The organism is Cloacibacterium sp. TD35 (genome assembly GCF_028864635.1).
GTDB lineage: Bacteria > Bacteroidota > Bacteroidia > Flavobacteriales > Weeksellaceae > Cloacibacterium.
Map to the genome: position 1 here is coordinate 2,510,517 of NZ_CP104850.1, position 11,751 is coordinate 2,522,267.

13 protein-coding genes are annotated in these 11,751 nt (G+C 34.6%); all 13 read right to left on the reverse strand.

The features are described 5' to 3' along the window. Window positions 1-33: 33 nt before the first annotated feature. The 13 genes from traN to N7277_RS11585 all read right to left on the reverse strand — a co-directional run bounded on the left by traN (window position 34) and on the right by N7277_RS11585 (window position 11,746). The gene (traN, locus tag N7277_RS11525) at window positions 34-903 is read right to left on the reverse strand and encodes a conjugative transposon protein TraN (protein ID WP_274779676.1); all 870 of its coding nucleotides are present in this window, start codon (window positions 901-903) and stop codon (window positions 34-36) included. Next, a complete protein-coding gene (gene traM / locus N7277_RS11530; RefSeq protein WP_274779677.1) occupies window positions 900-2,117 on the reverse strand; it encodes a conjugative transposon protein TraM in 1,218 nt (405 codons plus the stop codon). Before traM ends, traN begins: the two co-directional genes overlap by 4 nt. 34 nt (window positions 2,118-2,151) lie before the next feature. Beyond that, window positions 2,152-2,505 (reverse strand): hypothetical protein, encoded by a 354-nt coding sequence (locus N7277_RS11535; protein ID WP_274779678.1) that lies wholly within the window; start codon window positions 2,503-2,505, stop codon window positions 2,152-2,154. Window positions 2,506-2,507: 2 nt separating this feature from the next. Next, window positions 2,508-3,122, reverse strand: coding sequence for a conjugative transposon protein TraK (traK, locus tag N7277_RS11540; protein ID WP_104794003.1), 615 nt, complete (start codon window positions 3,120-3,122; stop codon window positions 2,508-2,510). A gap of 93 nt (window positions 3,123-3,215) precedes the next feature. Beyond that, window positions 3,216-4,463: a type IV secretion system protein gene (locus tag N7277_RS11545; RefSeq protein ID WP_274779679.1), complete on the reverse strand. Its 1,248-nt coding sequence runs from the start codon at window positions 4,461-4,463 to the stop codon at window positions 3,216-3,218. A 2-nt stretch (window positions 4,464-4,465) separates the two neighbouring features. Further along, a complete protein-coding gene (locus N7277_RS11550; protein ID WP_274779680.1) occupies window positions 4,466-5,293 on the reverse strand; it encodes a hypothetical protein in 828 nt (275 codons plus the stop codon). Window positions 5,294-5,311: 18 nt separating this feature from the next. After that, entirely contained in the window at window positions 5,312-5,980 is a 669-nt protein-coding gene (locus N7277_RS11555) for a hypothetical protein (RefSeq protein ID WP_274779681.1), read from the reverse strand. Window positions 5,981-6,056: 76 nt separating this feature from the next. Continuing rightward, a complete protein-coding gene (locus N7277_RS11560) occupies window positions 6,057-6,740 on the reverse strand; it encodes a hypothetical protein (protein ID WP_274779682.1) in 684 nt (227 codons plus the stop codon). Between the two features lie 10 nt (window positions 6,741-6,750). Then, complete coding sequence (locus tag N7277_RS11565; protein WP_274779683.1) at window positions 6,751-7,419, reverse strand: hypothetical protein; 669 nt, start codon at window positions 7,417-7,419, stop codon at window positions 6,751-6,753. Further along, the gene (locus N7277_RS11570) at window positions 7,406-10,480 is read right to left on the reverse strand and encodes a TraG family conjugative transposon ATPase (RefSeq protein ID WP_274779684.1); all 3,075 of its coding nucleotides are present in this window, start codon (window positions 10,478-10,480) and stop codon (window positions 7,406-7,408) included. Before N7277_RS11570 ends, N7277_RS11565 begins: the two co-directional genes overlap by 14 nt. Further along, window positions 10,452-10,766 (reverse strand): DUF4133 domain-containing protein, encoded by a 315-nt coding sequence (locus N7277_RS11575; protein ID WP_274779685.1) that lies wholly within the window; start codon window positions 10,764-10,766, stop codon window positions 10,452-10,454. Before N7277_RS11575 ends, N7277_RS11570 begins: the two co-directional genes overlap by 29 nt. 1 nt (window position 10,767) lies before the next feature. Next, complete coding sequence (locus tag N7277_RS11580; RefSeq protein WP_274779686.1) at window positions 10,768-11,088, reverse strand: DUF4134 domain-containing protein; 321 nt, start codon at window positions 11,086-11,088, stop codon at window positions 10,768-10,770. Between the two features lie 121 nt (window positions 11,089-11,209). Then, entirely contained in the window at window positions 11,210-11,746 is a 537-nt protein-coding gene (locus tag N7277_RS11585) for a hypothetical protein (protein WP_274779687.1), read from the reverse strand. Window positions 11,747-11,751: the final 5 nt, after the last annotated feature.

An 11,751-nucleotide genomic window follows, 5' to 3' on the forward strand; every position in this document is an offset into this window, starting at 1 on the left:
TAAAAGATTAAAAAATTGGAAGAGACACTGCCTCTAGAATGTATCAGCTTTAAGAATATCTGAATAGTTCACTTTCATTTCGATGGTTCTTCCTGAAAGTTGTTCTTCAATTAATCGTACCATCATTACTTTACTGTTTGGAAAGGTGAATTTTTTGAAGACATAAATATTTCTGAAATTTTTACGGAAGTGTTTTTGTGGATTCAGTTGAAAAATGGGAGTCATCTCAATACTTTGATTGTTGGTGGCTTTATATATTTTTTTGTCTTCTATGGAAAATTTCAAGTCTTCAATATCATAACTCAGATTTGAATTGTTCTTAAAAGTCATATCCAAAAAAATATAATCACTCATTACATACACATTGTTCAACTGAATATTGAGTTTCAGATTTTTCTCTTCTCTGATGGGATTTTTTTCTGAGCTTTTCTGAATAATATCCATTGCAAACTTTCTCAATTCAAGATTAGAAAACACCATTTTATCAAACTCAATAGGTTGCATATTTTCGGGCTGAATATGAATATTGGTAACCGTATTTAAGTTTTCGGAATTTCTGTAAACTGCTTTGTACTGAGCAATAAATGATTGTCCAACAACACTTATAACTCCAATGTTTTGTCCACTAGTAAAAGTTGTCTGCTTTTTTATTTTTTCTGTCTCATTAGATTCGGGACTGTCCGTAATTTTAATTCTGGCAATATTGGTGGTCGGTAAATCTCCCGTAAGTTTTTGAGTAGATAAATCAACGTACTGAATCGGTTCAGGTGAAATAATGTGTAAATTAATTCCTTCTGTAATTTCTATTTCGGGTAAATCCGAAATAATTTGTTCTTTGGTTGCCGTTTGTGCGGTTAAAAATTGAGCTGTAAATAGTAACAGACTATATAATATCGTTTTCATTTTTTATTTTTTTGTTGGTTTTGTGAATCTTTGAGTTGTTTTTCGTCAATCAGAAATACGTAAGAATTGTACTTCAATTTGGCTTTGTTGGTTTTAATCAGGTTGGCAATAGATTTGGAAGTGGATGTAAATAATTTAGAACCAAGACTGGTAAAAAATCCTTGTCCGCCCATATCCATTTGAGTTCCTTGTACAGAATTGCTTCCCATTTCTCTTATCATATCTCTGAAAACACTTTGGGGTACATACAATCCTTTCATTCCATCCACATCATAGATAGAAAGATTGACAGGAAAAATTTCTCCTTTCGTAAATACGGATACAATTGTAAGATCAACTCTTTGCATTGAAAATCCCGAAATCTGTCCATATAAAATGGAACCTTTGCTTATTTTTCTGTTGCTTATGAAGATGTCCTCCAACAGTCGAAATCTAATCCTGCTTCCTAGAAAGCCTTTATTGTTTTCATCAATCACGGCTTTGATAAAGCTGTTTTCTTTTTCTTTGTAAAAAGCATTGAAATCGTTATTAATACCTGATTTGCTAACATTGAAAGTAGAATTAAGAAACTCGTCCATTTTTTCTTTACTGGTTTTGAGTCTCTGTTCAGCTGCTAGTTTGCTTTGATACTCTGGGTCTCGTGCTTTTTCTAAAGAATCCATCACCAGCATTTGCTGTTTCAGATATTTTACGGGATCTTGTGGCTCATTTTTGGAAGGAGCTTTCTGACTTTCTGAATCAAATCCATTTTCTTGCTTTCCGTAAGATTTGTCATTCAGCATCCTGATAATTTCAGAAGACCTTTGGTAATCTTTATCTTCTCTCTGAGATGAATTAGGGCTATAATAAGAAGATGGATTTCCTTTTTCACGATATTGATTTTGTCTTGAAGAAACGGCTTTTAATGAATCGATTTTTCTTTTTTGAGCTAGTGATAATTGGTCATCATAGTTGTATAAGCTGTCTTCTTCTTTGTCCAAACCTTCCAACATGGTTCTGTTGTCATCTTTTTTGAAAAATGCATCATACGCATCATTCTTCGTCATAATAGAATCCTGTGTTTCACCGAGTGAAAGTGACAATTCTTTAGGTTGATCTTTTTCCGATGTGTCTTCTTTGGTAAACTGTGCTCCTACATATACAAATAGCAGCAGAAACGGCAATGCTAAAAGTGGCAAAACATATTTTCTCTGTTTGAAGTCAATTTTTTTCATTTATTTTTGATTTTTAGATAAATTGCCTCCGGTGCTACCGGCCATTTCGCAATTTTTGGTATTGGTTAAACAAGTAGTCAATTCGTAAGCTGTCTTCTTTTTGTAATTCTTTATGTTCGCTTTTCACTTTCAGTGATTTAAGTTCATCCACTATTTTTCTCATTTCTTTTTCATTATTTATGGTGGTATTTTGTTCCATTTTACTTTTGGAATACAAAATCGGAGGCTTTATTTTAAAAGCATTATCTGAAGGGAAAAAGATGCCTTGAATGAGAGAGCCAATAAAGGAAACCGATAAAAATACCATCGAATAGATGAAGAATTTTTTCGGATGTTGACTTGCCCAATTCAGCCATTTTTGTCCAGTTTGTGTTAGTGTAGTATTCATTTTTAGTACGAATTTTTGGTTTGGTTAGAGATTTCTTCGTTATCTAGGATTCGCCAGTTTTTAAGCATTACGCCATGAGGATTATTAGGACTTCGGATAATGTCATCAAAATAACCTTCAGTAATGAGTTTTCTTGTAATGACGGAAGATTTTCTGGTAATCATCTGCTTTCCGAAAAAAGCAAACTTCTTCTGCTCCATATTAATTGTAATAGAATCTGCGTGAATACTGACCATTGAACTAGAGGCAATAATTTGATTGTAAAAGCCTTTTTCTTTCAGATTGGTGTATTCTTTTTTTCCACTGTCATCAATGAGATATAATGATTTTTGGATATTATCCTTGATATAAGCATCATCTGGAGCTAGCGTAAAAAACAATCGATGGAAAAGCTCAATCTGCGCTTTGTATTCTACAGGTCTGTTGAGTAAAACATCGGTTTGCTTTGCCAGTACAGGAACTCCATTATCTAAAATATAAATGGATTTTCTGGAATCTTCAATTATTCTGTATGCAAAGAAGAAACCTGCTATAACGATGAAGACCGCAAACACAATGGCAGAGATGGAAACCACCTTGTTGATTTTAATTCTTTGTTCTATATTTTTAATAAGCATTTTTTTTAGTTGTTGGTTGTTGGTTGTTGGTTGATTGTTGATAGTTGATAGTTGTCGGTTATCGGTTGTCGGTTGTCGGTTTGATGATTATATTTACTTTCCTTTTTTCATGGCTTCTTGAACTCTTCCTGATGCTGAACCTGCTGCTGCACTTTTTGCAGCGGATGATGCGATAGAAGCTCCTCCTGTTTTTGCAGTTAATATTGCTGTTTTGGCACTGCTCGTCATTTTTCCTACAGCACTTTTCATCTTGGTCATCGCTCCAGCTCCTCCTGCAGTAACAATGGTATCGGCAATGGTGGGTGTCATCAGAACTCCAATTCCCGTAACGATATAGGCAACGCAGGTAAACAATTGGTTATAAATCATTCCCGAATTACTTACATAGATCATCAGAGCATCTAGGTTGGTGATGGTTCCGTTGGATAGAAGGGTGTCATATCGTTCTATTTCCATGGTATAGCCAGAAGCAATCAATTGCTGTCCGATATTGATAATCGTATAAGCCACAAAAGTGTAGAGATTGATATTGATAAATTTAGACACCCAGCTGTACAAGGAATTTTCAAATCCTGGAACTAGTGCCATTCCAACCGCAATAGGTCCTAAAATAATAAGGATATATGCCCAAATTTTTTGGATGAAGAAAATAAGATACACACAAATTCTCAAGATGGAAAGACAGACAAATTCAATGACTTCAGCGACTAATTTTTGCATTTGGAACTGCATTCTAATCTGCCATTCTTTGATGGGTTGTATCAATTTGTCTAATCCTTCACTTACATCAAACCAAGAATCATCAGCGTTTTGACTGGTGTTGTTGATGACTTCCTGTTTGGCATCTTCTTCCGCATTGAGTTTGATGACGGCATCTAATAGTTGCTGTTGCTTTTTGAACCTTTGCACTCGTAAATCATTGACTTCAGATTCAATGTCACTGAAGATGGCAATTCCTGGTTGAGCTATGGCTTCAAAAGGGGCTTGTATCAGATTGACAAATCCTGGCCAATAAACAAGCGTAAATCCAATCAGAATTGGTTTTAGCATGGGAGTAATTTCCCATTCTCTGTCTCCAGCCGCCATTTGCCAGCCCATATATCCGAGATACATCAAGGCTCCTAATCCTCCAATGGCTTTTCCTACCAAGGCAGAACCTTGAGCACTATCTTGTACACTGTTATCCAATTTGGTAAAGATTTCCATAAACCATTTTTCGAAAGCGCCGTCGCCTTTTAAAAATTGGAGCAGACTGCTGTAATCGCTGTCTGTTTGGGAAAATCCCATAATTGGCAATACTATTGCCAAAAGACAAAATAATAAGGTGAGTTTTTTATTCATTTCTAAAATCGGTGTTTATATTGTTGCATGGTGTTATGAACAATTTGTTTATCTGAAGCAGGTGTCCATTGGTTGGGTAAAGCAGTAGATAAATGGTTTTTAAAAATATTTTTATAATCTAATAGAAGTGTAGTCCTGTCATTGTACTTCTTTAATTCCTGAACAAAATTTCTCCATTTGATGAGTGTTTCATGGTACATCAGGAAGCGTTTTCCTCTGGGCATATCCATACTTCGGGACATGGCATATTTTTCTTTAATAAGATCCAATTCTTCCTGCCATCTTTTTAATGTGCCTGTGGTATTGAGCGTTTCATATGTTTGCTGATCTTTCAGTCTCCATTCTATAAAATTTTGAGGGGTGTTGGGAAATTCAGTAATGGGTTTCAGCATCCTCTTATAGTATAAAAGCCATAGCGGATCGGCATCAACGGTGGCAGAAGTCCAATGCGCAAAATCCTGAACACTTCTTTTGTAAATCGTATCAGAAGCGGCTTTGATTTTTTTTGCTTCTTCTTCCTGAAGTTTTAACTGGGCTAATCTTAAATTTTGTTCTCCGTTTGGTTTTAATGGTCGAATATCTTCACCATTCTTATAGGCTCTATTGATACTCGGTGCCCACATTCCCCAAACTGTAGCATAGGCAAAATTGGTCTGAATGCCTAAAAAATATTTCGGATAAGGTCGCCAATCTCCCCAGCTTTCAAAAGTCATTCTTTTGTGTTGGGCTACAATGGAGGGATCGTTCAATTTCTTTATACTTTGTCCAAATGCTGAAGTTGCAATAAATAGTAAGAGGACAAATTTTCCTTTTTTAACTATATTTTTCATCTGTTTATCTTTTTGTTTCTAATTAAAGATGTATTTATATTTTGTGATAATATCTCCGACAATTGCTCTGTCTATGTTGATATAATTTCGAAGCTTGGGAATCTGATATAGATAAGGGATTTTCTTGGCATTCTCTAATCGCAAGATGATATAGAGAATATTTCCATTGATGTTTCTTACCCTTGTAAAGACTTTTTCGATGAGCATTTCTCTATCACTGGCATCCATCAAGAAATCTTTGTTTTCATTCAGAATATCCTGCGATACTTCTTGTTTAAGCTTCATTGCTTGATTTCCGATTTCGACATAGTATTTGGAAACCAAGATGGCATATTCAGGATGTTGGGCAGATAAATCCAGCATTCTGTTTGAGTTGGTCACAACCTTGCCTAGATACTGATAGAGATAGATGAGTTTTTTGCTTTGAGTAAGCGCTGAATTGACATTTTTGAGTTGCTGATAAATGTATTCTTGAACGGCAATTACTTGTGCAGTTTTGTTTTTAATATCGTCATACAACTGTTTTTGCTTTTCATAAGAATTTAAAAATGCTTGTTCGCTTCCCATTCTTACCGCATGATCTTTTGTCATTTGTGCAAAAAGCTTGTCATTGAATACTATTTGTTGGCTTTTGATTAAAATTCCAAAAAATGTCAATAATCCAAAGGTTACTATTTTTTTGCTCATTACTTTATTATTTTCTTAGTAAGGTATTCACGAAATGTATTCATCGACTGAAAGGAGATAATCTTCGATTTCATTTCTAAAAAGATTTAATATTTTTCATAATGCTTTCTACCACTTGTTTATCTCTGTTGACATAATATTGGAAAGCCCTTTTGTTGCGTAATACTTTGGCTTTGATATCTCTGATTTTTAAGAGCATATGGGTAGAATTTCTGCTAAGTGTTTTGACTTCACCCAATGCGTAATCCAATAAAATTTTGCGTTCTGATTTTTCCATTTGATTAATAGCTCCATAAGAAATCACTATTCCCATGATTAACCGTGTTACCATTTGCAAATCGTCCACAAACTGTACTTGGGATGGCAATACTGCAATAATGGAATAAGGAGCTGAATTGATTTCATTGATAATGTCTGTCTGATTTTGAGTAATTTTATTAACTTCTCTACTCATTGCTATTCCCGTAGGAATTGCCTGAATGGCAAATGAAACAATCCTCAATCTGTCTTGAACTTTAGTGACTTTGTCTTTAAAGTTGTTCCATTGGGTTCTATTGGCGGTTTCTATGGTAGCATTGGCTGTTTGTTTTTGCCTCATTTCTTTTTGCCTTTCATTTTCTTTCATTGTCGCATTAATCTCAAGATTCATCATTGGAAAGGAAACATTTTCCTGCTGCCAAGCTGGTGTGGAACCACCTCCGGAAGAAGTTAACACAACATAAATCAATGGTATCAATAGGATTTGAGAAAATTTCTTCATCGTAAGATTTTTAAAAATTTCTTTTATATCGGTTCATTATACTTTCCACAATGCCTTTATCAGTATTGATGTATCCTGCAAATGGATTAATGGAATTCCAAAATCCTAATCGGTTGGCTTTTTCTAATCGCAGTTTGATTGCCAAAAGCCACAATTTTAGATTTTTTACATTTTCTGAAATATTATGCAGGATTTTGTAACGGTCTCCTGCAGTAGCCAAATTGAGCTCTCCAGATGCCAGAATATCAGAAACATCGGTAACAATTTTTAGACTTTGCTCGTAGGTTTTCTGTGAAGCTTTAACTCCAAATATGGCATATTGCGGATGTTGTGATGCCAATTGTACCACTTGTGAGGAATAGGTATAACATTTATTCAATTCAGAATAAATTCCTTTTACCTGAACTCCGTTTTGTAAGGTTCCTGAAACTTCTTTCAGCCCCTTCAGTATTTTGTTCTGAATATCATTGGCAGCTACCATCTGTGTTCCTACCCACTCTTGTGCATCTTTCAATTTGGAGGTTTCGTCAATGACTTCATTCTGTTTGGCTTTCAAATTTTCTGAATACAAAATCATAGCAGCCGTTACAGTCGGGTCGATGTAAGTGTTTTGGGAAAAGCTCATTATTCCCCAAAAAGAGAAAAGCAGCATTACTATTTTTAGACTAAACTTTTTCATATAGCTCTTGTTTTTGTTTGATTAATTCTGAAAAACTGATGTTTTGATCTTCTAATTCTTGCAAAATAATTTTGAACATATTTTTTCCTTTGTGTTTTGTTTTCATCAATCTGTAAAAAGAATTTATTTTATCATCCAAAGGATTTTGGTAGAGATTCACGAGCGAAACCAAATTTTCAAGGCTGTCCCCGAAATTTTTTAAATCATCAACAATCTTGCATAAGGCTTCATCATAGTTTCCGTATTTCTGCACGTAATATTCAACTGTAGACTTTTCGGGTTTTTCGGTTGTGTAGGTTAAATATTGTTCTAATGATACTTCATTTCCATAGACTTCTCCTTTAGAACCTCTTTTCAGGTAAAATTCTTTGAATCGGCTTCTTCCAAATTTGTTGTTCAAGTTGTTAATGGTGAAAATTTTATTCTGTTCCACCTTATTTAAAGAAAGTAAAGCAGCAATTCGGTCAAAATTGTCCTTAAACTTGGTCTGATCCAACAAAATGAACGTATCAGAATTGTTGATGATGGAGTCTTTTACTACAGCATTTCCAATAATATCATCGAGTTCCTGAGTTACCACGACAGCCTCTCCCCAAAATTTTCTAACCGTTTTGTAGAGATAGAGAATATATCCTCCCATCAGTTTACTTGCAATGGCTTTCCACGCTTCTTCTATGATTAAAGCTTTCCTGCGGTCTTTTCTTAATCTCATTTTCTGAATGAAGGTATCCATAATAATGAGCGTTACAATCGGAAACAATTTGGGATTGTCCTTTACATTGTCAATTTCAAAAACAATGAATGGTTCATCAAATAGACTCTCGTCTGCTTTATTATTTAAGGTGGTTCCATATCTTCCGCCTTTGTAAAAGTCCTTCAGAACAAATAAGAAAGTACGCAGGTTGAATTCTTTTTCGTTGATTTTGTGCTTTTTATTGTTTAAGTAAACCGGTAGGAACCGGTCGCAATACTCATAGAATCCATTGAAAGAAAGTTCTTTCGTTTCCAGTTTTTCTTCGAGTTCCTTAATTTTTTTGATGATGGCTTTTCTAAAGGATTCGTTCCATTCTTCTGCAGATTTAGGTTGTCTAATGATTTCATTGGATTTGATAAGAATGAGTTGTGTTTCGTTATAAATTTTTCGCTTTTCTTCGTCATTCAATGTTTCATACACTTCATAAACCTTGTAGAATTTTTCGCTGTCATAGTCAGGATTATTTAAATTTTTATCGGGGTGATACTCAATTGCCAACTTTCGGAAGGCTTCTTTAATCTCATCAGATTTGGCATCGAATGGAATACCTAAAATATCATAGTAGCTTCTTTGCTTATTGGTTTCATTCTCATATTCTGTAAATAGATCTTCTTCGTGAATGTTATATTTATTCAGATAAAGAATCAATTCTTCTGAACTTTTATTTTCATACCAGCATGTTCCCGAATTAAAATATTGATGATAATAAGACATCAGTACGTTATCTAGTATAGACTTTTGTGCGGATGACATTACCGCATCGGGACCTTGCCAAATCAAGAAAATCAAATTGGTTAAAAATTCAATTTTCTCAATATTAAACTCTTCTTTGTTCATCAGAAATGGGTTCATAGTAATGGGTTTTTCTTCGGTGTATTGAATATATCTTCCTCCCTTATACTTGCAGGTTCCTGAATAGGAATCTCCTGTATCCACAATGACTACGTCATAATTATACGTGAGATATTGCTCGATAATATTATTCATCAGAAATGATTTTCCCGAACCTGATGGACCTAAAACGAATTTGTTTCTGTTGTTGATTCTTCCTGTTTTCATAGGTAAATCTGAAGGATCTACTTTCAGTGGAACACCTTGTCTGTCCGTAAATCGTAAATAAAAATTCGATTCTTCGTTCACGGGGTAACTTTCTTTAAAAAAAAAACACAAGGCCGCTTCGCTTGTCGTCATAAATAAATCATATTCCCTTAATTCCGTTGCATTTCCTGGAATGGCTGCTCGAAAGAGTTCCAACTGGTTGTAAGCATTTTTGGAAACAATTATACCTTTGGTAAAGAGTTTATTTTCAATCAGGGATTGTGTCCCCTCCATTTCTTCCAGCGTATTTGTTGAAAATAAAATCGAAAAATGTGCATTCACAACGAGTTGTCCATCAACAGCGATATTATGAAGTAGGGTTTGAATTTCTTCTGCAATGATGGCATTACTCGGAGAATTGTTGGCTGCTCCTTCGTGCTTTTTCTTTTTTTTATCGAGTTCTCTTTGCTGTGGTGCTTGTAGTGGAATGGTAATAATCTGATTATAAACAATCGTTTCATAGTCTTCCAATTCATTAATGAAGGTGAAATTATCGACGGCTGTTTCTGATGCAGCTCCGTTTCCTCCCAAAATAGAATAGGGTTCTATTTCTGAAGGCAAATCAATATTTTCTACATCGACATAAGAAATGTTTTTTACAAATCTTTTGCCTATTTTCAGATATTCGTTGGTGCTTTTGATATTATCAAATGTTGGTACCTCTGAAAATTTCATCGACAAAACTCCAGAAATGTAATACTCAAAATCCTTCTCCAATAAAAATTGTGGTTCGCAATCGCTCTGTTTTAATAGCATAAAAACTTTCTGGCATTTATCTCGAAGTTCTTTGTAGCCTTTTTCCGAGTGGTTGTACTGCTTGTTTTTCTTTTTCAGTTTGTCATCCACAATATCGGTAAACAGCAATACCGTTTCAATGGTTTTAAAAAGCCTTCCATCAAAATGCTCTGAATATTTTTGTTGAAGAAACTGATGAGATGGTTCTGCTATATATTTCTTTTTTGAAAAAATATCGAGTTTCTGAACAATTCTTCCTTCTCCAATAATCGAAACAACTTGATTTAAAATGGTATGAAAATGGAGATAATTATCAGGATCGGCGGAATATTGCTCGACCATATTTTTTATCTTAATTCCAATAATAGGGTTTCCATACTGTCCGAAAAGAACATCAAAATCCCAATTGAAATCTTTCCCGTAATCGTATCCGATAAAAGGAATATCAAATGCTTGTTTCTTTTTTGTTGCCATGTTGCAAAAGTCTTTTGTTGTTAAATCTTTTTGGAAAAATGAATATTTGATTGAAATTTTTGGTTTTGTCGTACAAACCGTACTTGTCCTGCCTTTTGAAGATGAAATAAACACCTCCTGCAGTAACTACCAATCCTAATAATGAACCGAGTAAACCGAATTTGGAGAGAATCAATGCGGCTATAACTCCGCCTCCGATGACACCAACTGCATAAAAGATGTATTTCCCTTTGAGTCCGAAAAATACAAGGGGTTTTTTAAGCCCCTTGTAAAGGTAAAATCCCATTTTAGGCAAAAAATGCGGTGACGAATTCTGGAACGACAATGAGGAAAATCATTGCTCCTCCATAACCGAGAATTTCTTTGTTGACATCTTGGTCTCCATTCGTCCATTTATTATACACTCGAAGACCGCCAATGAAACCAACTAGTCCGCCCACGGCTTTTAAAATCAGCTTGATGGGATCCCAATAATCTTTGATGTCACTTGCTGCGTTGGAAATGGCAGTGGCACCTCCTTGTGCAAAGGCTGGAGAAATGGCTAAAAGAAGGATGAAAGCAGTAAATACTTTTTTCATCATTTGGTGTTTTTTAAATTTTTGATTCATAATACATAAGGTTTTAAAAAGGTTAATATTGAATTTGAGGGGTTAAGATTAGAGCATAGGATACCCTGCAACGGTTTTTTAATACGTTGTTTTTGAGCGCTTTAAATATTTTTATTGTAACTTACATAATGGAATGATATATCTTATATCCGTCATTATGGGAAATCATCTGCACGCTGGTTTCTGCCAGATTGAGCAATTGATGCCACTTATTTCTGTTTGATTTTTGAATGGATAAACCTTGTTCTTCTTGAATATGGTTTTGATGATTTTCGTTATTTTTTGACTGAATAGCTTCTATATTTTCAGTTGTATTTTTTATTGGTTCTTCCAACTGGTCAAAACCATCCAAGTCTTGTTCGGATTCAAATCTTCTTCTTAATTCTTCCAAATCGGGGTTTTCTTCAAAGGTGTTTTGAGCTTGAGCTGTCGGAATTTCACTTTTCAAGAAAGATTTTGGAGTGCGAATATTTTCTACATCTTCAATTCCGACTGAACTTGGAGGAAGGTTCTCTGACTGCGCAAAATCAGCAAGTGAAAATTCTTCTGTAGCATCGGTAGGTATGGTTTTCTCTTTTTTTAAAAAAAGGTCGTAAACTATGTTTCCAGCATAGTACAGGAAATAGGCTCCTAGAAGGATAAGTGAATATTTTAACATTTGTG

Excerpts from the sequence above, each read along its gene's own strand:
- traN (WP_274779676.1), bottom strand. The coding sequence starts at position 903 with ATGAAAACGATATTATATAGTCTGTTACTATTTACAGCTCAATTTTTA.
- traM (WP_274779677.1), bottom strand. The coding sequence starts at position 2,117 with ATGAAAAAAATTGACTTCAAACAGAGAAAATATGTTTTGCCACTTTTA.
- N7277_RS11535 (WP_274779678.1), bottom strand. The coding sequence starts at position 2,505 with ATGAATACTACACTAACACAAACTGGACAAAAATGGCTGAATTGGGCA.
- traK (WP_104794003.1), bottom strand. The coding sequence starts at position 3,122 with ATGCTTATTAAAAATATAGAACAAAGAATTAAAATCAACAAGGTGGTT.
- N7277_RS11545 (WP_274779679.1), bottom strand. The coding sequence starts at position 4,463 with ATGAATAAAAAACTCACCTTATTATTTTGTCTTTTGGCAATAGTATTG.
- N7277_RS11550 (WP_274779680.1), bottom strand. The coding sequence starts at position 5,293 with ATGAAAAATATAGTTAAAAAAGGAAAATTTGTCCTCTTACTATTTATT.
- N7277_RS11555 (WP_274779681.1), bottom strand. The coding sequence starts at position 5,980 with ATGAGCAAAAAAATAGTAACCTTTGGATTATTGACATTTTTTGGAATT.
- N7277_RS11560 (WP_274779682.1), bottom strand. The coding sequence starts at position 6,740 with ATGAAGAAATTTTCTCAAATCCTATTGATACCATTGATTTATGTTGTG.
- N7277_RS11565 (WP_274779683.1), bottom strand. The coding sequence starts at position 7,419 with ATGAAAAAGTTTAGTCTAAAAATAGTAATGCTGCTTTTCTCTTTTTGG.
- N7277_RS11570 (WP_274779684.1), bottom strand. The coding sequence starts at position 10,480 with ATGGCAACAAAAAAGAAACAAGCATTTGATATTCCTTTTATCGGATAC.
- N7277_RS11575 (WP_274779685.1), bottom strand. The coding sequence starts at position 10,766 with ATGGGATTTTACCTTTACAAGGGGCTTAAAAAACCCCTTGTATTTTTC.
- N7277_RS11580 (WP_274779686.1), bottom strand. The coding sequence starts at position 11,088 with ATGAATCAAAAATTTAAAAAACACCAAATGATGAAAAAAGTATTTACT.
- N7277_RS11585 (WP_274779687.1), bottom strand. The coding sequence starts at position 11,746 with ATGTTAAAATATTCACTTATCCTTCTAGGAGCCTATTTCCTGTACTAT.